Consider the following 21,847-nt stretch of genomic DNA (forward strand, 5'->3'; position numbering starts at 1 on the left):
GCTTCATGTCAGGAATCAGGGGCGTTCAGCGCCTTGGATGCGCGCTGGCATAGACTTCCAGCAGTCGCTCCGAATCGATGCCGGTATAGATCTGCGTGGTCGAGAGCGAGGAATGGCCGAGCAATTCCTGGATGGCGCGCAGATCGCCGCCGCGTGACAGAAGATGAGTGGCAAAGGAGTGCCGCAGCGCGTGCGGCGTGGCGCTGTCGGGCAGGCCGAGCGCGCCGCGCAGCCGCTCCATCGCGAGCTGGATGATGCGCGGGCTCAAGGGACCGCCGCGCGCGCCGACGAAGATCGGGCCTTCGGCGGGCAGCGGATACGGGCACATCGCAACGTATTCCTGCACGAGCTCGAGCACGTTCTGCAGCACCGGCACCATCCGGGTCTTGTTGCCTTTGCCTGTCACGATCAGCACGTCGCCCTCGCCGGGACGCGGCACCTCGCGGCGCTTCAGCCCGAGCGCTTCGGAGATGCGCAGGCCGGAGCCGTAGAGCAACGCCATCACGGCAGCGTCGCGCGCCAAAATCCAGGTCTCGCGATCCTCGCCGGCCCGCTCGTCGGCATCGGCAAGGCGCTTGGCCGATGCCATCGGCAGCGGCTTCGGCAAGGTCTTGGCCACCTTCGGCGCACGGATCGCCGAGAGTGCGCCGACCTTGCCCTTGCCCTCGCGCTCGAGGAAGCGGCCGAAGGAGCGCAGGCCCGCCAGCGCGCGCATCAAGCTGCGGCCGGCAATGTCGTCGGCGCGACGCATCGCCATGAAGGCGCGGACGTCGGTGGCTTCCAGCGCGGCGAAGCGCTTGAGCGTCACGCGTTCGCCCCAATGGCTGCAAAGGAAATCCAGGCACTGCCGCAAGTCGCGGCCATAGGCCTCCAGCGTCTTCGGCGACAACCGCCGCTCGGCGCCGAGATGCGACAGCCAGCGCGTCATCTCCTGCGCGATCGAGGGATCGGCGCTGGCGAGCTCGATAGGTGGGGCGACGGCTTTGCTCATGCGCACTGGACGTGGTGATTCCACTCAGTATATCGCATCACACTCGTTTATCGTTCGCTAAGGCTGCCTCAGGGCGCTAGCCTTGAGGCCCCCGGTTCCGATTCTTGGTTCATGGATCACACCTCGCGCAGCACCACCGCCCCCACCAACGCGACCGGCATGGTCGACGTGCTGGTGCCGGTCGCGCTCGACCAGACCTATTCCTACAAGGTGCCGCGCGGGATGGAGCTGAAGGCGGGCGATCTCGTCGGTGTGCCGCTCGGGGCGCGCGAGGTGCTGGGCGTGGTCTGGGGGGAAAACGCCAATCCTGATCCACGCCTGCACAACCGCCTCAAGGAGGTCAGCGAGAAGCTCGACATCCCGCCGCTCAAGCCCGAGCTGCGGGCGGTGGTCGACTGGGTCGCCAATTACACGCTGAGCCCGCGCGGCATGGTGCTGCGCATGTGCCTGCGCATGGGTGAGAATCTCGGCCCCGAGCGGGTCCGCCCCGGCGTGCGCCTGGTCGGCGATCCCCCGCGGCGGCTGACGCCGGCACGGCAGCGCGTGATCGAGGTGCTGTCGGACCGGCTGCTGCACGGCAAGTCGGAGGCGGCCAAGGAAGCCGGCGTCTCGGCCGGCGTGATCGACGGGCTCGTCGACGAGGGCACGCTCACGGTCGAGCCGATGCCGCCGCCTGCGCCGCCGCCCGTGCCCGATCCGGATTTCGGCCGGCCGGATTTCTCGCCGTTGCAGCGTGCCGGTGTGGACGCGATGCGCGCGCTTGCGGCCAACGGTACCTTTCACGTCGCGCTGCTCGATGGCGTCACCGGTTCGGGCAAGACCGAGGTGTATTTCGAGGCCATTGCTGAAACCATCCGTCGCGGCAAGCAGACTCTGATCCTGATGCCGGAGATCGCGCTCACCGGCCAGTTCCTCGACCGCTTCGCGCAGCGCTTTGGCGTACGGCCGATCGAATGGCATTCCGAGCTGACGCCGCGCACCCGCGCGCGCAACTGGGCGGCGATCTCCGCAGGCACCGCGCCGGTCGTGGTTGGCGCACGCTCGGCGCTGTTTCTCCCTTACGCCGATCTCGGCCTGATCGTCGTCGATGAAGAGCACGACCAGGCCTACAAGCAGGATGAGGGCGTGCACTATCACGCTCGCGACATGGCGGTGGTGCGCGCGCATATCGCCAGGATTCCGGTCGTGCTGGCCTCGGCGACGCCGTCGGTCGAGTCCGAAGTCAATGCGCGCAAGAACCGCTATCAGCGCATCGCGCTGCCCTCGCGCTTCGGCGGCCAGCACATGCCGCATATCGAGGCCATCGACATGCGCCGCGAGCCGCCCGCGCGCGGCCGCTTCATCTCGCCGCGGCTGGCCGGCGAGATCAGAGGCGCGATCGAAAAGCGCGAGCAGGCACTGCTGTTCCTCAATCGCCGCGGCTATGCGCCGCTGACGCTGTGCCGCGGCTGCGGCCACCGCTTCGCCTGCACCATCTGCGATGCCTGGCTGGTCGATCACCGCTTCCGTCAGCGCCTGGTTTGCCATCATTGCGGCTTCTCGATGCCGCGGCCGCATCTCTGTCCGAACTGCTCGGCCGAGGAATCGCTGGTGGCGGTCGGGCCCGGCGTCGAGCGCCTGCAGGAGGAGGCCGCCGCGCTGTTTCCGCAGGCGCGCACCATGGTGCTGTCGAGCGATCTCATCACCTCGATCGAGACCATGCGCAGTGAGCTTGCCGAGATCGCGGAGGGCCGGGTCGACATCATCATCGGCACGCAGCTCGTCGCCAAGGGCCACAATTTCCCGCGGCTCAATCTCGTCGGCGTGGTGGATGCGGATCTTGGTCTTTCCAACGGCGATCCGCGCGCGGCGGAGCGCACCTGGCAATTGCTCAACCAGGTGATCGGCCGCGCCGGCCGCGAGCAGGGCCGCGGTGTCGGCTATCTCCAGACCCACCAGCCCGATCATCCCGTGATGAAGGCGCTGATCGCCTGCGACCGCGAGGCCTTTTACGACAGCGAGATCGACTTACGCGAACGCACGCTGTATCCGCCGTTCGGCCGGCTCGCCAGCCTGATCATCTCCGCCGGCGACCGCCCGAGCGCCGAAGGCCTTGGCCGCCGCCTCGTCGCGCTCGCCCCGCGCGACGAGCGCGTCGTGGTGCTGGGACCGGCGGAGGCGCCGCTCGCCGTGATCAAGGGCCGCTACCGCTTCCGCATCCTGGTGAAATCGGCGCGCGGTTTCGACCTCTCGGACTATTTGCGCAATTGGCTCGCGGTCTGCCCGAAGCCGACGGGCAATCAGAAGCTAGAGGTGGACGTCGACCCGCAGAGCTTTTTGTAAGAGTCCGTCGCGGCCACATCCTCAGTCGTCATTCCGGGGCGCGCGAAGCGCGAGCCCGGAATCCATTTATCCGCCAATTCTGTCGCCCGATGGATTCCGGGCTCGCGACTTCGTCGCGCCCCGGAATGACGCAGGCAACAAAAAGCCCGCGGTCCCCCAAGACCGCGGGCTTGTTTCATGCGCGCATCAAACTGATGAAAACTGCGCGCTCGATGAGACGCTTTATCGCGCCTTAGGAGACGACTTCCGCGGTGACGCGGCCGACGCCGCGACTGGTGAGGCCGATGGCGCGGGCGGCACCCGTGGAGAGGTCGAGCACACGGCCGCGAATGAACGGCCCGCGGTCGTTGATGGTGACGACGACGCTCTGGCCGCCATGGGTGACGCGCAGCTTGGTGCCGAACGGCAGCGAGCGGTGCGCCGCGGTCAGGGCGTTCTGGTTGAAGCGCTGGCCCGAGGCCGTGCGGCTGCCGGACTCGTTGCCGTAAAAGGAGGCCATGCCGGAGAAGCTGTGGCCCGTGCCCGAGGTCGGCGTCATCGACGCATTGGCGTTGCGCCAATCGGAGGTCGCGTTGGTATCGGTCTGAGCGTGGTGGCGGTGATGATGATGCCGGTGATGCCGGGATTTGGCGGAAGCCTCGGTGGCAGTTCCACCGATGAGGAGAGTTGCGGCAATGAAAGCGATCGCCGTACGCGGCCGGGTCACAACGCCCAGCGTCTTCAAAGACAGCATTTAGTGGTCCCTAAGCTAGTATTGCCACATATGTGGCTAGTGGAGCCCCCATCAGTTTGTGAGCGAGTTGGCGTTTCGATTCCTAATGAGGCGTGAATTGGGCAGTAAATCCATTCTGTGTCGTCATGTAATATCTTGTTACCGGGACCAGATATTCAGACGATGTTCCGTAATCTTCGCCTTTAACGATTTGTTAACTTATGTATTACTTATGAATACTGTAAAACGAAGTTATCGCCGCGAGCGTTTAGAATTGGGTAAGTATTCGGCGAGTGGAGCTGACGAGGCCGGAATCACACCTCTGCGATCCGTGTTCATGGCCGCTATGCGCTGAGGGCAGGAACCAACAAGGGGGAGGCCGCGCTGAAGTCCCCCGCGACAATTCCGTGACGCGGCACCTCGTCACCCAAGGACTTGGTCAAGTTCTTGATCAGGTCCTTTGATACGGTGGTCGTATCGGTGGCGATCGCTGCATCCGGCGTGCGACGAACTGGCGACAGAACCCGGTGCCTTTAATTTGGCGTCATGTTGCACCTGCGCGCCTGCTATGTTAGCAAAGCCGCGATTTTAACGGATCCGGCACGTCCCGTGCCGGCCGGAAATCGAAGTCCCGCTTGAATTCCAAGGGCTTGGATCGCTTGGCGCCGCTTTGTGGCGACGGTTTTTCCCTTGCGAGTTTGACAGCAAAAAGAGCGCGTCTGTGGCTGCAGAAGATACGTCCGTTTCAGGTGTGTCCGGCCGTTATGCAACGGCCTTGTTTGAACTGGCCCGCGACCAGAAAGTGGTCGACGAGGTCAAAGCCGATCTCGAGAAATTCGAGGCCATGCTGAATGAGAGCGCCGATCTGAAGCGCCTCGTCCGCAGCCCGGTTTTCGCAGCCGATGCCCAGTCCAGGGCCCTCTCGGCCGTGCTGGCCAAGGCCGGCATCGCCGGCATCTCCGCCAATTTCCTGAAGGTCCTGACCGCCAATCGCCGCCTGTTCGTGGTGACTGACGTCATTCGCGCCTACCGCGCCCTGGTCGCCAGGTTCAAGGGCGAGGTGACGGCCGACGTCACCGTGGCGGAAACGCTTTCGGACAAGAATCTCGACGCCCTCAAGGTTGCCCTGAAGTCGGTGACCGGCAAGGACGTCGCGCTCAACGTGAATGTCGATCCCTCGATCATCGGTGGCCTCGTCGTCAAGCTCGGCAGCCGCATGATCGATAGTTCGCTTCGCACCAAACTCAATTCGATCAAGCACGCGATGAAAGAGGCAGGCTGATGGACATCCGCGCCGCGGAAATTTCCGCGATCCTCAAGGACCAGATCAAGAATTTCGGCCAGGAAGCTGAAGTCTCCGAAGTCGGACAGGTGCTGTCCGTCGGCGACGGTATCGCTCGCGTCTACGGTCTGGACAACGTCCAGGCCGGCGAAATGGTCGAGTTCGAGAACGGCACCCGCGGCATGGCGCTGAACCTCGAAACCGACAACGTCGGCGTCGTGATCTTCGGCGGCGACCGTGAGATCAAGGAAGGCCAGACCGTCAAGCGCACCCGCGCCATCGTGGACGCGCCGGTCGGCAAGGGCCTGCTCGGCCGCGTCGTCGACGGTCTCGGTAATCCGATCGACGGCAAGGGCCCGATCCAGGCCGACAAGCGCATGCGCGTCGACGTCAAGGCGCCCGGCATCATCCCGCGCAAGTCGGTGAGCGAGCCGATGGCGACCGGCCTCAAGGCGATCGACGCCCTGATCCCGATCGGTCGTGGCCAGCGCGAGCTGATCATCGGCGACCGTCAGACCGGCAAGACCGCGATCGCGCTCGACACCATCCTGAACCAGAAGCCGCTCAACGCGCAGCCCGACGAGAACATCAAGCTGTACTGCGTCTACGTCGCGGTCGGCCAGAAGCGTTCGACCGTCGCCCAGTTCGTGAAGGTGCTGGAAGAGCAGGGCGCGCTCGAATATTCGATCATCGTCGCCGCCACCGCGTCGGATCCGGCGCCGATGCAGTACATCGCGCCGTTCACCGGCTGCACCATGGGCGAGTATTTCCGCGACAACGGCATGCACGCCGTCATCATCTATGACGATCTGTCCAAGCAGGCCGTCGCCTACCGCCAGATGTCGCTGCTGCTGCGCCGCCCGCCGGGCCGCGAAGCCTATCCCGGCGACGTGTTCTATCTGCATTCCCGCCTGCTCGAGCGCGCGGCGAAGCTGAACAAGGACCAGGGCTCGGGCTCGCTGACGGCGCTGCCGGTCATCGAAACCCAGGCCAACGACGTGTCGGCCTACATTCCGACCAACGTCATCTCGATCACCGACGGTCAGATCTTCCTGGAAACCGACCTGTTCTTCCAGGGCATCCGTCCCGCGGTGAACGTCGGTCTGTCGGTGTCGCGCGTCGGCTCCTCGGCGCAGACCAAGGCGACCAAGAAGGTCGCCGGCAAGATCAAGGGCGAGCTCGCGCAGTACCGCGAAATGGCGGCGTTCGCGCAGTTCGGCTCCGACCTCGACGCCTCGACCCAGCGCCTGCTGAACCGCGGCTCGCGCCTGACCGAGCTCCTGAAGCAGCCGCAGTTCGCGCCGCTGAAGATGGAAGAGCAGGTCTGCGTGATCTGGGCCGGCACCAACGGCTATCTCGATCCGCTCCCGGTCAACAAGGTGCGCGCGTTCGAGGACGGCCTGCTGTCGCTGCTGCGCGGCAAGAACGTCGAGATCCTCAATTCGATCCGCGACACCCGTGACCTCTCCGACGACGTGGCTGCCAAGCTGAAGTCGGTTGTCGAAGGTTTTGCGAAGAGCTTCGCGTAAGAAAGAACCGTCGCGGCCGGGCTAAAGCGCGAAGCGCGTCTTCGCAATTGAAGTCCCGGCCATCCACGTCTAGCGACGTGTGAGGCGGCACGTGGATGCCCGGGACGAGCCCGGGCATGACGACTGGGATAGGCTAGCGGCTTGATCCAAGAGATCGAACCGCCGGGGTGAACGAAGAATGGCGTCACTTAAAGACATGCGCGTGCGCATCGCCTCCACCAAGGCGACGCAAAAGATCACCAAGGCCATGCAGATGGTCGCTGCGTCCAGGTTGCGCCGCGCCCAGCAGGCGGCCGAAGCGGCGCGCCCCTATGCCGACAAGATGAGCGCGGTGATCTCCAACATCGCCAGCGCTGCCGCCGGTTCGCCCGGCGCGCCGGCGCTGCTTGCCGGCACCGGCAAGGACCAGGTCCACCTGCTGCTGGTCTGCACCGGCGAGCGCGGCCTGTCCGGTGCCTTCAACTCCTCGATCGTGCGCCTCGCGCGCGAGCGTGCCCAGGCGCTGATGGCGCAGGGCAAGGAGGTCAAATTCTTCTGCGTCGGCCGCAAGGGTTACGAGCAGCTCCGCCGCCTGTTCGACAAGCAGATCGTCGAGCATCTCGATTTGCGCAGCGTTCGTCAGCTCGGTTTCGTCAACGCCGAGGACATCGCCAAGAAGGTGCTGGCCCGTTTCGAGAACGGCGAGTTCGACGTCTGCACGCTGTTCTACGCGCAGTTCAAGTCGGTGATCGCCCAGATCCCGACCGCGCAGCAGATCATTCCGCTGGTCGTGGAAGAGAAGGCGGCGAACGCGCCGACGACGTCCTACGAATATGAGCCGGAGGAGGACGAACTCCTTTCGGGCCTGCTGCCGCGCAACATCGCGGTGCAGATCTTCCGCGCGCTGCTCGAGAACAACGCTTCGTTCTACGGCGCGCAGATGAGCTCGATGGACAACGCCACCCGCAACGCCGGCGAAATGATCCGCAAGCAAACCCAGATCTACAACCGAACCCGTCAAGCCCAGATCACCAAGGAGCTGATCGAGATCATCTCCGGCGCCGAGGCGGTCTGACGCACGAATTCAACGACGGTCGTTCAAGTACAGAATTTCGAAGGAGAGCTTCATGGCTACAGCAGCTAACCCGGTCGGTCGCGTCACCCAGGTCATGGGCGCCGTCGTCGACGTTCAGTTCGAGGGCCACCTCCCGGCCATTCTCAATTCGCTGGAAACCAAGAACGGCAACATCCGCCTCGTGCTGGAAGTTGCGCAGCATCTCGGTGAATCCACCGTGCGCACGATCGCGATGGACGTGACCGAAGGTCTGGTCCGCGGCCAGGAAGTGACCGACACCGGTTCGCCGATCCGCGTTCCCGTCGGCGAAGGCACGCTCGGCCGCATCATCAACGTCATCGGCGAGCCGATCGACGAAGCCGGCCCGGTCAAGTCCGAAGGCCTGCGCGCCATCCACCAGGACGCGCCGAGCTATACCGACCAGTCGACCGAAGCTGAGATTCTGGTCACCGGCATCAAGGTCGTCGATCTCCTGGCTCCCTACGCCAAGGGCGGCAAGATCGGCCTGTTCGGCGGCGCCGGCGTCGGCAAGACCGTGCTGATTCAGGAGCTGATCAACAACGTCGCGAAGGCGCACGGCGGTTACTCCGTGTTCGCCGGCGTCGGCGAGCGCACCCGCGAGGGCAACGACCTCTATCACGAGTTCATCGAGTCCAAGGTCAACGCCGATCCGAAGAATCCGGATCCGAACGTGAAGTCGAAGTGCGCGCTGGTGTTCGGCCAGATGAACGAGCCGCCGGGCGCCCGCGCCCGCGTCGCGCTCACCGGCCTCACCATCGCGGAAGACTTCCGCGACAAGGGCCAGGACGTGCTGTTCTTCGTCGACAACATCTTCCGCTTCACCCAGGCCGGCTCGGAAGTGTCGGCGCTGCTCGGCCGTATTCCTTCGGCGGTGGGTTATCAGCCGACGCTCGCGACCGACATGGGCGCGCTGCAGGAGCGCATCACCACCACGCAGAAGGGTTCGATCACCTCGGTGCAGGCCATCTACGTTCCGGCCGACGACTTGACCGACCCGGCGCCCGCGACCTCGTTCGCGCATCTTGACGCGACCACCACGCTGTCGCGCTCGATCGCCGAAAAGGGCATCTACCCCGCGGTGGATCCGCTCGACTCGACCTCGCGCATGCTCTCCCCACTGGTCGTCGGCGAGGAGCACTACGCGGTTGCCCGTCAGGTCCAGCAGGTGCTGCAGCGCTACAAGGCGCTCCAGGACATCATCGCCATTCTCGGCATGGACGAGCTTTCGGAAGAGGACAAGCTGACGGTGGCGCGCGCCCGCAAGGTCGAGCGCTTCATGTCGCAGCCGTTCTTCGTCGCCGAAATCTTCACGGGATCGCCGGGCAAGTTCGTCGAGCTCGCCGACACCATCAAGGGCTTCAAGGGCCTGGTGGAAGGCAAGTACGACCACCTGCCCGAAGCCGCCTTCTACATGGTCGGCACGATCGAAGAAGCCGTCGAGAAGGGCAAGAAGCTGGCGGCGGAAGCCGCCTAAGCTGGCGAATAGCGAATAGGGAGTGGCGAATAGCTGCTCCCTGTTTCAAACAATCGCCATTCGCTACTCACCATTCGCAGGTTTGTTATGGCCACCTTCCACTTCGATCTCGTCTCTCCGGAAAAGCTCGCCTTCTCGGGCGAGGTCGATCAGGTCGACATCCCCGGCGTCGAGGGTGATTTCGGCGTGCTGGCAGGACATGCGCCGGTCGTGGCTGCGATCCGTCCGGGCATCCTCACCATCACCACCGGCGGCAAGCACGAGAAGATCATCGTGCTCGGCGGCCTTGCCGAAGTCTCCGAAAAGGGCTTGACCGTGCTCGCCGACGTCGCGACGTCGCTGGCCGAGCTCGACCGCGCCCAGTTCGCTGCGACCGTCTCGGAGATGGAAGAGGGGCTGAAGGAGCACGAAGGCGGCGAGCTCGATCAGGCGATCGAGCGGCTCGACCACTTCAAGAGCATCCAGCAGCAGCTCAGCTCGACGGCTATGCACTAAGCCCCGGGGCACCGCTCCGGGGCTCGAACGAGAAATCCTGCAACAAATTCCCTGGCCAAGTGCAGCGCTCGTCACACCCGTGGCGGGCGCCGAAACTTTGTTGCACCGCGCCGCCGGTAACGGCATTCTGCCTTGCGAATTTGTTCCCGGGGCGGGTCGCAGATGAAACGCAAGATCGCAGCGATTTTCGCAGCCGATATTGCCGGTTATTCGAGACTGGTTGCCGAAGACGAGGAGGAGACGCTGCGGCGTCTGGCCTCCTATCGCGAGGTCGTCGACGATTTCATCGCGAGGGCCGGCGGGCGCATCTTCAATACGGCGGGCGATGCCGTGCTCGCGGAATTCCCGAGCGCGGTCGATGCGGTGCGTTGCGCGATCGACATCCAGGAATCCCTGCGGACCCGCAATATGGCCTATCCGCCGAGCCGGCAGATGTCGTTCCGCATCGGTATCACCATCGGTGACGTGGTCGAGCGCGACGGCGATCTGCTCGGCGACGGCGTCAACATCGCCGCGCGCCTGGAGGGGCTCGCCGAGGTCGGCGGCATCTGCGCCTCGCGCGCGGTGCATGAGCAGGTCGCCAACAAGCTCTCGGTGCAGTTCGCCGATATCGGTGCGCAGGAGGTCAAGAACATCCCGACGCCGGTGCATGCCTACATGGTGGCGATGCGGCGCGAGGACGGCAGCTATACCAAGCCGCAGCTGAAGAAGGCGGGCTCACAGCTCGCCGCGGCGCCGGTGTGGATGTGGCCGCTGGTGGTCGCGGTCGTCTCGATCGTCGCCATCGGCGTCACCGGCCTCCTCTACAACACCAAGCTCAAGCAGACGGCGAATGTCGCGGCGACTCCGGCCGCAGCACCAAGCGCGTCCCCAAGCGCGGCGCCGACCCAGCTCGCCAAGGCGCCGATGTCGCCGATGGCGCCGCAGAATGCTGGCGCTGCGATGGCGCCGATGCCTGCGCCGTCACCCTCGGCCGCGCCGATAGCGGGCAAGTTTGCGGCCGACAGCGTGCCCTTCATCAACGAGCGCGTCCGCACCTTTCTTGCCGGAGACTATTCCACCGCCGGCGACTACAAGGCCTTCGCGCTCAATGTCGGCGGCTTCACCGGCTCGGCCCTGAACCAGCCGAACGAGGAGGCCGCGCGCAACACCGCGCTCGAGCAGTGCCAGAAGCGCGCCGATGCCGCGCAATCGCCGCGGCGCTGCGAGCTCTATGCGGTCGGCAACAACGTCGTCTACACGCACGGCAAGCCGCCGATGCCGCCGTCTCCCTATTTCCGGCACGACGCCATGACCGAACGGAGCTTCGCATCGAAGGAGTTTCCGATGGTGCGCGAACCGCAAAAGGTCCGGCTCGAGAACATGTTCGTGTCGGCGGCGAAATCCCGCTCGGTCGCGCTCGGCCCCGGCGGACAATATTTCATGGTGCTCGGCGCCTCATCCGCCGAAGATGCAGCGCGCCGTTCGCTGGAATCGTGCGGCGCGATTGCAGGTGTGGCGTGCCTCGTGGTCGCGATCGACGACAATTTCGTCGTTCCGATCCCGACGCTGTTTCGGATCACCGGCTTCTTCAATGCCGCCTCCAACGCCTCGATCATGGCGGATGCGCGCGGCGAGGTCGTGCGCAAGCTCGGTGACGCCATGGGCTGGAACGCGGTCGCGGTCGGCACCGCGGGCCGGCCGGGCCTCGGCCTCAAGGCCGCCGACGAGCAGGCCGCCGTCACCTCCGCACTCGCCGACTGCGCCAAGCGCGACAGCGGTTGCCACGTCATCGCGCTCGGCCCGTTCACGGTGGGACCGATCAATTAGCGCCGTTGTGGGATGAGGCCCGACTGGCGCGCCGACACAGGTGCTTCCCTCCCCCCTTGTGGGGGAGGGCTAGGGAGAGGGGTAGCCCAGCAAGAGGTGCCGATGTTGATCCTGATCCGAAGCGCGTGCGCGATCGATAGAGTCCCCGTGTGGCACCCCCCTCCCTGCCCCTCCCCCACAAGGGGGAGGGAATGAGAGATCTGGTGCCCCCTCACATGCAAACCGCCGGCAAAAATTCTTCAACCATTTCAACCCCATTCTACTGTGCATGGGGTTGTTTTCGCAGTTTTAGCTCGCGAAGGCCGCGAACTGCTTCGCCACCGCCTGATAAACCTCACGCCGGAACGGCACCACGACGTCGGCGACGCGGTCGAGGCGTTCCCAGCGCCAGGCGTCGAACTCTGCGGGCTGGCCGTTGCGCGGCGTCAGCGGGTCGATCTCGTCATCCTTGCCGGTGAAGCGCAGGGCGAACCATTTTTGCCGCTGGCCGCGAAACTTGGCCAGCCGATGCGTCTGCGGTCCGTCATAGGGGGGGAATTCGTAGGTGAGCCAGTCGGTCTCGCCGAGATAGTCCGCGCTCTTGACGCTGGTCTCCTCCCAGAGCTCGCGCAGCGCGGCATCGCGCAAATTCTCGCCCTCGTCGACGCCGCCCTGCGGCATCTGCCAGTCGAGCCCGGGCAGGATGATCTCGGGTCCGTCGCCCTTGAAGCGGTGGCCGATCAGCACGCGGCCGTCGGTGTTGAAGAGAGCGATCCCCACGTTGGGGCGGTAGGGCTTTTCATTCGTCACGCGTAAATCTCTCATCGTCATTCCCGGGTGCATTAGCACCGAAGCCGGGACGACAATTCGATTTATTGGTCTGCCAGCGCGGAAAATTCCTGCACCACGCGCTCATAGACCGGGCGCTTGAAGGGAATGATCAGCCCCGTCAGATTCTTCATCGGTTCCCAGCGCCAGTTCACGAATTCGGCCTTGTGGCCGCCGCCGCCGGGCCTCTCGACATTGATCTCGCTGTCCTTGCCGGTGAAGCGCACCGCGTACCATTTCTGGCGCTGGCCGCGGTAGCGGCCCTTCCAGGCGCGCCCGGCGACCGTGCGCGGAATGTCGTAAGTGAGCCAGTCCGGGACCTCGCCGAGCCGCTCGACCGAGCGCACGCTGGTCTCCTCGTAGAGCTCGCGCCTCGCGGCATCCCAGGTGTCCTCGCCGGGATCGACGCCGCCTTGCGGCATCTGCCAGACATGGGTGTCGTCGACATGCTCGATGCCGCCGGCGCGGCGGCCGATGAACACCAGTCCCTCTGTGTTGATCAGCATCACACCGACGCAGGTCCGGTAGGGCAGATCCTCGTAACGCGCCATTCCGCCAGACCTCTCGCATGCTGCTGGTTGCGGCTTGACCGGTCCCGCGGGACCCGTGCCGTACCAATCCGTTGATTTAGCTGGATTTTGATTTCAGCATCGCGGTTGTCAATGGCACCAAAAGGATACCTCGGTCGCCCAATGTCTTGGTCCAGGCGCCGATGCGCTCGATCGAGACGGGAAGGGCGCTAGCCGTGCCGACAGCCGCGCCGCGCTCGCGGGCCGTCGATTCGAGCTTGTTCAGGGCGCGGTCGATCTCGGTCGGGGTCGGCACCACGTCGATCGCGATGTCGCCCCTGCCGAACGGCATGGTCTGGTTCGCCGCGGCCTGGGCTGCGATGCTGCGGGGCGAGGAGCCGTCGTCGAAGAAGCCGAGGCCGCGCTTGGCCGCCTCGCGGATGATCGGCTGCATCGCCGGCTCCGTCGCGATGAAGCGGGCGCCCATGAAATTGGTGATGCCGGCATAGCCCTGCATCCGGCTGAAATGCCAGTACAGGCGGTCCATGTTCTGGTCGGCGCTGAGCGAGGTCAGCAGCGTCTGCGGTCCCGGATCATTGTCGGGGAAGTCGTAGGGCTCCATCGGGATCTGGAGGAAGATCTCGTGGCGCTGCGCGCGGGCCCGTTCGGCGAGCTTGCCGGGATCGGTGCCATAGGGCGTGAAAGCCAGCGTCACCGCCGCCGGCAGCCTCATGATGGCATCGGTGGTCTTGGCGGCGCCGACGCCGAGGCCGCCGATCACGATGGCGACCACGGGCATCTTGGCGGCCTTGGCGCGATCGGCGTCCGCCGCATAGACGTTGAACGGCTTCAGCCCGTCGGCGACCACCGGGATCATGCCGTAGCGTGACTTCTCCAGCAGCTTCGGATTGATCCCGGCCATGACCGGCGGCGGGGCCGAAGCGGCCCCGGCCTTGTCGCCTGCGTCCTCGCCGATCACCACGTCGTGGCGGGCGCCGGTGGAGCCGTCGATCATGGTGACGGTCTTCTGCTCGCCGGGGGCGGCCTGCTTCGGCGCCTCCTGGCTGTCGTGCTTGCCGTCCTGCTTGCTAGCTGGCTTGCTGTCCTGGCCGGCGGCGGGCTTCTCGTCGGCAGCCTTGTCGGCGCCCTTCTCGCTGATGGCGATCCGCGTCATCGGCTCGCCGCCGAGCGGATCCTTGTTGAAGATGGCGAAGCCGGCAAAGGCGAGGAGGAACAGGCCGAGCAGCACGGCGAGCGCCTGCATGGCCGTGAACGGCAGCCGCAGCCGGCGTTTCCGGCGCGGCTTGTCCTGTCCGAGCGGGGCGCTCAGATCATCGGCCGTTTCAGTCATGCGCGATCCCGAATCACTGCCAATGACGATACCACGCCGGGGTCAAGCGACGGCAGGCCGGGATAGGCCGGGGATGGCATGAGTTCCAAGCAAAAAGGGCGGCTCCGGGAGCCGCCCTATTCGTCAGATCGCGCGATGCGCCGCCTTGGTTCGCCGACTTAGTTCGCCGCCTTGGGCTTGTCGGTCGTGGTCTTGTTGTCGCTGCCCGGGGTGGGCGCGGCGGAGGCGCTGTTCTTGATGCCGTGGAGCAGGTCGTCGGCGAGCTTGAGCGCCTTGTCGTCCTTGGCGTCCGGCGGGACGTAGGACTGCGAGCCGGTCTTCTCGTCGCCGTCGTTCTTGAGATGGCCGCGCAGCGAAGCCTCGCCCTTGGTGTCGGTGCGCGACTTCAGCTCGTCCGGCACGTCCTGCAGCACTTCGATGTCGGGCACGATGCCCTTGGCCTGGATCGACTTGCCCGACGGTGTGTAGTAGCGCGCCGTGGTCAGCCGCAGCGCGCCATTGCCGCTTCCGAGCGGAATGATGGTCTGCACCGAGCCCTTGCCGAACGAGCGCGTGCCGACGATGGTCGCGCGCTTGTGGTCCTGCAGCGCGCCGGCGACGATCTCCGACGCCGAGGCCGAGCCGCCATTGACCAGCACGATGACCGGCTTGCCCTTGGTCAGATCGCCCGAATGCGCGGTGCGACGCTGGGTCTCCTCGGCATTGCGGCCGCGGGTCGACACGATCTCGCCCTTCTCCAGGAACGAGTCGGACACGGTGACCGCTTCCTCGAGCAGGCCGCCCGGATTGTTGCGGAGGTCGATGATGTAGCCCTTCAGCTTGTCGCCGATCTGATTCGAGAGGCTGGCGACCTCGCGCTTCAGGCCTTCGGTGGTCTGCTCGTTGAAGGTGGTGATGCGGATATAGGCGATGTCGTCGGCCTCGACGCGCGCGCGCACCGAGCGGACGCGGATGTTGTCGCGCACCAGGGTGACGTCGATCGGATTGTCCTGACCCTTGCGGATGATCTTGAGCTTGATCTTGGTGTTGACGGGGCCGCGCATCTTCTCGACCGCCTGGTTCAGGGTCAGGCCCTGCACCGCCTCGTCGTCGAGATTGGTGATGATGTCGTTGGCCATGACGCCGGCGCGCGAAGCCGGGGTGTCGTCGATCGGCGAGACCACCTTGATCAGGCCGTCTTCCATCGTGACCTCGATGCCGAGGCCGCCGAACTCACCGCGAGTCTGCACCTGCATGTCGCGGAAGCTCTTGGCGTCCATGTAGCTCGAATGCGGATCGAGGCCGGTGAGCATGCCGCTGATGGCGGATTCGATCAGCTTGGTGTCGTCGGGCTTCTCGACATAGTCGGAGCGCACGCGCTCGAAGACGTCACCGAACAGATTGAGCTGGCGATAGGTGTCTGCAGTGGCGGCTCGCGCGCTGGAGCCCATGAACACCGCGCGCGGCTGGGTCACGAACAGCATCAGCGCCGCGCCGGTGGCCGCGCTGAGGAGGATTACTGAAGTCTTGCGCATCATCCGCGAACCTTCTCGCCTTCATTTGCGGCCCACCATGGGCCTGGATCGATTGGAGTGCCGTCCTTACGGAACTCGACATACAGCACAGGTTGACTCGCGTTCGTCGCAAGAATGGAAGCGACCTGAGAGGTCGACCCCATGGTCGCGACCGGCTCCCCCGTGAGCACAAACTGTCCGATGTTGACCGAAATGCGCTCCATCCCGGCGATCAGGACATGATACCCGCCCCCGGCGTTGAGGATCAAGAGTTGTCCATAGCTGCGGAACGGGCCTGAATAGACCACCCAGCCGTCACACGGCGTTGTGACCTGGGAGCCGGGCTTGGTCGCCAGCGAAATGCCCTTCTGGACCCCGCCGACCCCGTCGGAACCGCCGAAATCCCTGATCTTGTTACCGTTAACCGGAAGAGGCAGGAGACCCTTGGCGGAGGCGAAGACGATCGCGGGGGTGGTCCGGGACCGGTCCTTGAACACGCCGGGGCCGGATTTGGCGCTGGCGCTGGCCGCCGCCTTGGCCTCGGTGGCGGCCGCCTTCGCCTCGGCCTGCCTTGCAGCCTCGGCTGCCTTCTCGGCGGCCTTGGCGGCGCTCTGCAGATCCTGCTCCATCTTGGTGATCAGGCCCTGGAGATCGCCGACCTGTCTCGAAAGCGCGATGGCGCGCGAATTCTCGGCATCGAGGTCCTTTTCGCGCGAAGCCTGCTGGCGCTGCCGCTCGTCGACGAGGGCGGTGAGCCGGGTCTGGTCGCTCCTGACCTTGTCGCGGTCGGAGGCGAGCTGGTCGCGCTCGGTGGCGATGGTCTTGCGCAAGGCCACGAGCTCGCCGAGTTCGCTTGCGATCTTCTCGGCGCGGCCGCGTAGCTCCGGCACCACGGCGCCGAGCAGCATCGCCGTGCGCAGCGATTGCAGCGCATCTTCGGGCCGCACCAGCAGCGCCGGCGGCGTGCGCCGTCCGGCCCGCTGCAACGCCGCCAGCACCTCGACGATGTCGGCACGGCGCGAATCGAGCGAGCTGCGCATCGCCTGCTCGCGTCCGTTGAGCGCGCGCAGCCGGGCTTCGGTCTCGTCGATCTTGGTCTCGACGCTGCGCACATTGGCGGCGGTGTCGATCAGCTGCTGATTGAGCTGGGTACGGTCCTGGCCGAGCGAGGTGATCTCGGCCTTGAGCTTGGCCTGGGCCTCTTCCGCGCTCTTCTGCCTGGCGCGCGCGGCTTCCAGCTCCTGCTCGCGCTGCTTGATGGCGTCGGGCGAGACGGCGGCGGTCTGCGGCGCGGGCGCAACTGACTGACCTTGCGTCTGAGCTTGCGCGAGGCTTGCGCCGGCAACGCTTGTGATCAGCAACAGGTTGAGGAGCGGCGCTCGCATCGTGTCGGCAAAGGTGCTCGTTGTGGCGCGCATCACGCGCGGTGATAGGGGTGGCCGGCCAGAATGGTGGCGGCCCGATAAAGCTGTTCCAGAAGCATGACGCGGACCATTTGGTGCGGCCAGGTCGCAGAGCCGAACGCGATCGCGAGCTTGGCCTTACGGCGCAATTCGGGCGAAAGTCCGTCCGCCCCTCCGATCACGAAGATAGTATGTCCGGCACCTTCGTCCCGCCAGCGCGACAGATGCCGTGCGAATACGGTGGAGTCGAGATTTTGCCCGCGCTCGTCCAGCGCCACCAGGATCGATTTGGCCGGGATATGCGCGGAGATTGCGGCGGCCTCTTCGGTCATCCGCGTCGCGGCGTCGCGCGCGCGGCTCTCGGGGATTTCGTGGACCAGGAGCTCGCGGAATCCGAGCTTGCGGCCGGCCTCGTCGAACCGCTCGAAATAGCGGTCGGCAAGCTCCCGTTCGGGGCCTTGCTTCAGCCGGCCCACCGCAATGACAGCAACGCGCATGATATCAGGGTCGTGTTTTCAAGACCGCGCGCAAATGGCGCGCGCGACGCTAGCATGCGCGTCAGCCGATTCGAAATCGGCTCGATGAGCCTAGATCGCCTTCGCCGCGATCGCCTTCGCAGCCCCTGGGCCCTGCGTGTACAACCGCTCGAGATTGTAGAACTCGCGGACCTCGGGTCTGAACACGTGCACGATCACGTCGCCGGAATCGATCAGCACCCAGTCGCAATTGGGCAAGCCCTCGACATGGATGTTCTTGATGCCGTTTTCCTTGAGGCCCTTGGCGACGTTTTCCGCGATCGCGCCAACGTGCCGGTTCACCCGGCCGGTGGTGACGATCATGTAGTCGGAGTACGCCGATTTGCCGCGAAGGTCGATGGTGACCGTCTCTTCCGCCTTCATGTCATCGAGGCGGGAGAGGATCAGGCTCAGCGTCTTGTCGGCGTCGGGTTGCGCCTTCAAGGCCGCAGCTTTGGTCGATGTCTTACGCGTCGGCTTGGCAACCTTGGGTGAAACAGACTTGGTTGAAGCTGACTTGGACAATACAGATGCGGTCAGGGACCATTCCTTTCACTGTATCGCGAACGCCGAATCCGGCGCTCACTGGTTACACTACATCATGTGGGGTTAAGGGTTTCAATATGCCAGAGAGCCCGAAACCCATACTACATCTGCACGCTCGTCCTCACATTGTACCTTTCCAGCTCCCGTCCGGGTTCCGTAAGCCGGTCGAGGACAGATTCAGCTTCATTCCGGTCAGGAAAACCCAGGCCGGCGCCGGCTGATCCGCAAGCAGCGCTGCCTTGTTCTCGGGCAGGCGATAGCGTGCCAGCGCCTGGGCGGCGGGGGAGGCGAGGGCGCGAAAACTCTGCGGCGGGCGGTCGATGACTGCAATCGGCACCTGGTCGGCGATGCGCCGCCAGTGCTGCCAACGATGGAATTGAGCGAGATTGTCGGCGCCCATGATCCAGACAAAGCGCAGGCCGCTGAGGCGGCGGCGCAAGGTGTTGATCGTGTCGATAGTGTAGCGCGTGCGGATGACGGATTCGAGACAGCTGACCTCGATCCTCGAATCGTTGGCGACGTCGCGCGCGGCCTGCATGCGCGCGCCGAGCTCATGCAGCTTACCGTTCTCCTTCAGCGGATTGCCCGGCGTCACCAGCCACCACACGCGGTCGAGCTGAAGGCGCTTCAGCGCGAACTGGCTGATCGCGCGATGCGCCTGGTGCGGCGGATTGAACGAGCCGCCGAGCAGGCCGATGCGCATGCCTTCGGTGTAGGGCGGTATCGCCTGCGCGAAGAAGCGGGGGGCGACGAAATTGTTACTCAATGTCCGCGCCCCGCGACGTTACTTACGGCCGTGTCTGTCCGGTGCCGTGAACGCGATATTTGAAGCTCGTCAGCTGCTCGGCCCCGACCGGGCCGCGGGCGTGGAAGCGGCCGGTGGCGATCCCGATCTCGGCGCCGAAGCCGAACTCGCCGCCATCGGCGAATTGCGTCGAGGCGTTGTGCAGCACGATCGCGGAATCGACCTCGCTGAGGAATTTCTTCGCAGCCGCCTCATCCGCGCTCACGATCGCATCGGTGTGATGCGAACCGTGGTTCTGGATGTGCGCGATTGCGCCGTCGACGCCGTCCACGACCTTCGCCGCGATGATCGCGTCGAGATATTCGGTGTCCCAATCGTCTTCGTTTGCAGGTTTTACGCGCGCATCCGTTCCTTGCACCGTCTCGTCGCCGCGCACTTCGCAGCCGGCCTCGATCAGCATCTCGACCAGCGGCTTCAGTGTTTTGCCGGCCGCAGCGCGATCGACCAGCAGCGTCTCGGCCGCGCCGCAGACCCCGGTGCGGCGCATTTTGGCGTTGAGCACGATCGACTTCGCCATGGCGAGGTCGGCGCTGGCATCGACATAGACGTGATTGACGCCTTCGAGATGCGCGAACACCGGCACGCGCGCTTCCTGCTCGACGCGCGCGACGAGGCTCTTGCCCCCGCGCGGCACGATCACGTCGACGGCACCGTTCAGACCAGAGAGCATCATGCCGACTGCCGCGCGGTCGCGCGTCGGCACCAGCGTGATCGCAGCTTCAGGCAGGCCCGCCTCGCGCAGGCCCTGCGTCAGGCATTCATGGATCGCGCGGCAGGACCGAAAACTGTCCGAGCCGCCGCGCAGGATCACGGCATTGCCGGACTTCAGGCACAGCACGCCGGCATCGGCCGCAACGTTCGGCCGGCTCTCGAAGATCACGCCGACGACGCCGAGTGGCACGCGCACGCGCTCGATGGTCATGCCGTTCGGCCGCTGCCAGCTCTCGGTGACGATGCCGACGGGATCGGCGATGCCGCGCACGATGCCGATGCCCTCGGCCATGCCCTCGATGCGGGCCGGCGTCAGCGTCAGGCGGTCGATGAAGGAGGAGGTGGCATTGCCGGAGGCGCGGGCTTCCGCGACGTCCTCGGCATTGGCGGCAAGGATCGCCGCAGAGCTCGCGCGGATCGCCCGCTCCATGGCCTCGAGCGCCCGGTTCTTCTGCTCCGGCGGCGCCAGCGCCAGCACGCGCGCGGCAGCGCGGGCGCGGGTCCCGAGATCGGACATCAGGGCCAAGAGATCGCTAGTCCGATCGGCGTTGCCGTCAACGGCTTTGAGGGGGGCGGCCATGGGGGTCAAAACCTTCTGCTAAGGCGGTGTCCTAGCACGGAAATCCCGCTTTTGCGAAGGGCGGGGAGGGTATGGCAGGGCTCCGCGAGTGAGTAGGACGTTTGGCCACTGATCCAGCCCCGGCTGTCCGCGGACCTTACTTGCGCTGTCATTCCGGGGCGGCGCGTCAGCACCGAACCCGAAATCTCGAGATTCCGGGTCTGGTCCTTCGGACCGTCCCGGAATGACGGAGGCGGCGTCTTACCCGCCCACCACCAGATCGTCACGGTGGATCATCTCCGAGCGCCCGCTGATGCCGAGGATGGCCATCACGTCCGGGGAGGAGCGGCCCTTGATCCGCTCGGCGACCTCGGCATCGTAGGCGATCAGGCCGCGGCCGACCTCGCTGGCATCGGGGCCGCGCACCACCACGGCATCGCCGCGGGCGAACTGGCCCTCGACCTTGATCACGCCGGCCGGCAGCAGGCTGGCGCCGGCGCGCAGCGCCGTCACCGCGCCGGCGTCGATCGTCAGCGTGCCCTTCGGCTCCAGCGTGCCCGCAATCCAGCGTTTGCGCGAGGTGATGGGGTTGGCGGGCGTCAGGAACCAGGTACAGCGGCCACCGTCGGCGATCGCCTGCAGCGGATGCTCGATCTTGCCGGAGGCGATCAGCATATGCGTGCCGCCGGTGGTGGCGATCTTGGCGGCCTCGACCTTGGTGCGCATGCCGCCGCGCGACAGCTCGGACTCGGCATCGCCTGCCACGGCTTCGATCTCCGAGGAGATGCTCTCGACCACCGGAATGAGCTTGGCGTTCGGATTGTTCTTCGGCGGGGCGTCGTAAAGCCCGTCGATGTCGGACAGCAGCACCAGCAAGTCGGCGCTCGCCATGGTGGCGACGCGCGCGGCGAGGCGGTCGTTGTCGCCGTAGCGGATCTCGTTGGTCGCCACCGTGTCGTTCTCGTTGATCACGGGGATCGCGCGCCACTCCAGCAGCTTGCCGATGGTGGAGCGCGCGTTGAGATAGCGGCGGCGCTCCTCGGTGTCCCCAGGCGTGACCAGGATCTGGCCGGCGCCGATGTCGTGGGCCCCGAGCACCTCGGACCAGATCCGCGCCAGCGCGATCTGGCCGACGGCGGCGGCGGCTTGGCTCTCTTCCAGCTTCAGCGGGCCGCGCGGCAGCTTGAGGCGGCTGCGGCCGAGCGCGATCGAGCCGGAGGAGACGACGAGCACGTCGCGCCCTTCCCTGTGAAGCTTGGCCATGTCGTCGGCAAGCGCGGCGAGCCAGGACGCCCGCACCTCGCCCTTGTCGGAATCGACCAGCAGTGCGGAGCCGACCTTGACGACGATGCGGCGGAATTGACTGAGTTCGGGGCTGGCCATGTGTGTATGTGTGTTGGCGCGCTTGGGCGATCTGCTCTGCGTTGGAAACGGCGGAGCGAGAAGCGGCGCCGATAGG

General features: G+C 65.6%; 19 protein-coding genes. 7 read left to right on the forward strand and 12 right to left on the reverse strand.

Annotated features, from left to right (window positions below):
• Nucleotides 1-25: 25 nt before the first annotated feature.
• Nucleotides 26-991, reverse strand: coding sequence for a tyrosine recombinase XerC (locus AABA84_RS21830; protein ID WP_212252246.1), 966 nt, complete (start codon nt 989-991; stop codon nt 26-28).
• A gap of 111 nt (nt 992-1,102) precedes the next feature.
• On the opposite strand from AABA84_RS21830, the gene AABA84_RS21835 reads away from it, so the two are divergent.
• Entirely contained in the window at nt 1,103-3,313 is a 2,211-nt protein-coding gene (locus AABA84_RS21835; protein ID WP_338313069.1) for a primosomal protein N', read from the forward strand.
• Nucleotides 3,314-3,545: 232 nt separating this feature from the next.
• Here AABA84_RS21835 and AABA84_RS21840 read toward each other — a convergent pair whose 3' ends face one another.
• Nucleotides 3,546-4,046 carry a septal ring lytic transglycosylase RlpA family protein gene (locus AABA84_RS21840; protein ID WP_212252250.1) on the reverse strand — a complete coding sequence of 167 codons (501 nt, stop codon included), beginning with the start codon at nt 4,044-4,046 and terminating at the stop codon, nt 3,546-3,548.
• 700 nt (nt 4,047-4,746) lie between these two features.
• Here AABA84_RS21840 and AABA84_RS21845 point away from each other — a divergent pair.
• From AABA84_RS21845 to AABA84_RS21870, 6 genes are all read left to right on the forward strand, one after another.
• Nucleotides 4,747-5,307, forward strand: a complete 561-nt coding sequence (locus AABA84_RS21845) for a F0F1 ATP synthase subunit delta (RefSeq protein WP_212252252.1) — start codon at nt 4,747-4,749, stop codon at nt 5,305-5,307.
• Nucleotides 5,307-6,836, forward strand: a complete 1,530-nt coding sequence (gene atpA / locus AABA84_RS21850; protein WP_212252254.1) for a F0F1 ATP synthase subunit alpha — start codon at nt 5,307-5,309, stop codon at nt 6,834-6,836. Before AABA84_RS21845 ends, atpA begins: the two co-directional genes overlap by 1 nt.
• Before the next feature lie 178 nt (nt 6,837-7,014).
• Nucleotides 7,015-7,890, forward strand: coding sequence for a F0F1 ATP synthase subunit gamma (locus tag AABA84_RS21855; RefSeq protein ID WP_212252256.1), 876 nt, complete (start codon nt 7,015-7,017; stop codon nt 7,888-7,890).
• 52 nt (nt 7,891-7,942) lie between these two features.
• Nucleotides 7,943-9,385: a F0F1 ATP synthase subunit beta gene (gene atpD, locus AABA84_RS21860; protein WP_212252258.1), complete on the forward strand. Its 1,443-nt coding sequence runs from the start codon at nt 7,943-7,945 to the stop codon at nt 9,383-9,385.
• An 87-nt stretch (nt 9,386-9,472) separates the two neighbouring features.
• Nucleotides 9,473-9,880, forward strand: coding sequence for a F0F1 ATP synthase subunit epsilon (locus tag AABA84_RS21865; protein WP_212252259.1), 408 nt, complete (start codon nt 9,473-9,475; stop codon nt 9,878-9,880).
• A gap of 162 nt (nt 9,881-10,042) precedes the next feature.
• Nucleotides 10,043-11,689: an adenylate/guanylate cyclase domain-containing protein gene (locus AABA84_RS21870; protein WP_338313070.1), complete on the forward strand. Its 1,647-nt coding sequence runs from the start codon at nt 10,043-10,045 to the stop codon at nt 11,687-11,689.
• Nucleotides 11,690-11,977: 288 nt separating this feature from the next.
• Here the strand turns inward: AABA84_RS21870 and AABA84_RS21875 are convergent, their stop codons facing one another.
• From AABA84_RS21875 to proB, 10 genes are all read right to left on the reverse strand, one after another.
• Complete coding sequence (locus tag AABA84_RS21875; protein WP_338313071.1) at nt 11,978-12,478, reverse strand: RNA pyrophosphohydrolase; 501 nt, start codon at nt 12,476-12,478, stop codon at nt 11,978-11,980.
• Nucleotides 12,479-12,540: 62 nt separating this feature from the next.
• Nucleotides 12,541-13,047 carry an RNA pyrophosphohydrolase gene (locus tag AABA84_RS21880; protein ID WP_212252265.1) on the reverse strand — a complete coding sequence of 169 codons (507 nt, stop codon included), beginning with the start codon at nt 13,045-13,047 and terminating at the stop codon, nt 12,541-12,543.
• Nucleotides 13,048-13,123: 76 nt separating this feature from the next.
• Entirely contained in the window at nt 13,124-14,356 is a 1,233-nt protein-coding gene (locus tag AABA84_RS21885; protein WP_212252267.1) for a divergent polysaccharide deacetylase family protein, read from the reverse strand.
• Nucleotides 14,357-14,514: 158 nt separating this feature from the next.
• The gene (locus tag AABA84_RS21890; protein WP_212252269.1) at nt 14,515-15,873 is read right to left on the reverse strand and encodes a S41 family peptidase; all 1,359 of its coding nucleotides are present in this window, start codon (nt 15,871-15,873) and stop codon (nt 14,515-14,517) included.
• Nucleotides 15,870-17,234 (reverse strand): murein hydrolase activator EnvC family protein, encoded by a 1,365-nt coding sequence (locus AABA84_RS21895; protein WP_212252271.1) that lies wholly within the window; start codon nt 17,232-17,234, stop codon nt 15,870-15,872. Before AABA84_RS21895 ends, AABA84_RS21890 begins: the two co-directional genes overlap by 4 nt.
• A gap of 32 nt (nt 17,235-17,266) precedes the next feature.
• Nucleotides 17,267-17,749 (reverse strand): 23S rRNA (pseudouridine(1915)-N(3))-methyltransferase RlmH, encoded by a 483-nt coding sequence (gene rlmH / locus AABA84_RS21900; RefSeq protein ID WP_212252273.1) that lies wholly within the window; start codon nt 17,747-17,749, stop codon nt 17,267-17,269.
• A 90-nt stretch (nt 17,750-17,839) separates the two neighbouring features.
• A complete protein-coding gene (gene rsfS / locus AABA84_RS21905; protein WP_028139198.1) occupies nt 17,840-18,211 on the reverse strand; it encodes a ribosome silencing factor in 372 nt (123 codons plus the stop codon).
• Between the two features lie 223 nt (nt 18,212-18,434).
• Nucleotides 18,435-19,079, reverse strand: a complete 645-nt coding sequence (locus AABA84_RS21910) for a nicotinate-nucleotide adenylyltransferase (protein WP_212252275.1) — start codon at nt 19,077-19,079, stop codon at nt 18,435-18,437.
• Nucleotides 19,080-19,101: 22 nt separating this feature from the next.
• Entirely contained in the window at nt 19,102-20,409 is a 1,308-nt protein-coding gene (locus AABA84_RS21915) for a glutamate-5-semialdehyde dehydrogenase (protein ID WP_338313073.1), read from the reverse strand.
• Between the two features lie 240 nt (nt 20,410-20,649).
• Entirely contained in the window at nt 20,650-21,771 is a 1,122-nt protein-coding gene (proB, locus tag AABA84_RS21920) for a glutamate 5-kinase (protein WP_338313075.1), read from the reverse strand.
• Nucleotides 21,772-21,847 lie beyond the last annotated feature (76 nt).

The organism is Bradyrhizobium sp. TM239 (assembly GCF_036247985.1).
Classification (GTDB): Bacteria; Pseudomonadota; Alphaproteobacteria; order Rhizobiales; family Xanthobacteraceae; genus Bradyrhizobium; species Bradyrhizobium ottawaense.

Excerpts from the sequence above, each read along its gene's own strand:
- AABA84_RS21835 (WP_338313069.1), top strand. The coding sequence starts at position 1,103 with ATGGATCACACCTCGCGCAGCACCACCGCCCCCACCAACGCGACCGGC.
- atpA (WP_212252254.1), top strand. The coding sequence starts at position 5,307 with ATGGACATCCGCGCCGCGGAAATTTCCGCGATCCTCAAGGACCAGATC.
- AABA84_RS21885 (WP_212252267.1), bottom strand. The coding sequence starts at position 14,356 with ATGACTGAAACGGCCGATGATCTGAGCGCCCCGCTCGGACAGGACAAG.
- AABA84_RS21855 (WP_212252256.1), top strand. The coding sequence starts at position 7,015 with ATGGCGTCACTTAAAGACATGCGCGTGCGCATCGCCTCCACCAAGGCG.
- AABA84_RS21870 (WP_338313070.1), top strand. The coding sequence starts at position 10,043 with ATGAAACGCAAGATCGCAGCGATTTTCGCAGCCGATATTGCCGGTTAT.
- AABA84_RS21840 (WP_212252250.1), bottom strand. The coding sequence starts at position 4,046 with ATGCTGTCTTTGAAGACGCTGGGCGTTGTGACCCGGCCGCGTACGGCG.
- AABA84_RS21915 (WP_338313073.1), bottom strand. The coding sequence starts at position 20,409 with ATGGCCGCCCCCCTCAAAGCCGTTGACGGCAACGCCGATCGGACTAGC.
- atpD (WP_212252258.1), top strand. The coding sequence starts at position 7,943 with ATGGCTACAGCAGCTAACCCGGTCGGTCGCGTCACCCAGGTCATGGGC.
- rlmH (WP_212252273.1), bottom strand. The coding sequence starts at position 17,749 with ATGCGCGTTGCTGTCATTGCGGTGGGCCGGCTGAAGCAAGGCCCCGAA.
- AABA84_RS21880 (WP_212252265.1), bottom strand. The coding sequence starts at position 13,047 with ATGGCGCGTTACGAGGATCTGCCCTACCGGACCTGCGTCGGTGTGATG.
- proB (WP_338313075.1), bottom strand. The coding sequence starts at position 21,771 with ATGGCCAGCCCCGAACTCAGTCAATTCCGCCGCATCGTCGTCAAGGTC.
- AABA84_RS21865 (WP_212252259.1), top strand. The coding sequence starts at position 9,473 with ATGGCCACCTTCCACTTCGATCTCGTCTCTCCGGAAAAGCTCGCCTTC.
- AABA84_RS21830 (WP_212252246.1), bottom strand. The coding sequence starts at position 991 with ATGAGCAAAGCCGTCGCCCCACCTATCGAGCTCGCCAGCGCCGATCCC.
- AABA84_RS21895 (WP_212252271.1), bottom strand. The coding sequence starts at position 17,234 with ATGCGAGCGCCGCTCCTCAACCTGTTGCTGATCACAAGCGTTGCCGGC.
- AABA84_RS21890 (WP_212252269.1), bottom strand. The coding sequence starts at position 15,873 with ATGATGCGCAAGACTTCAGTAATCCTCCTCAGCGCGGCCACCGGCGCG.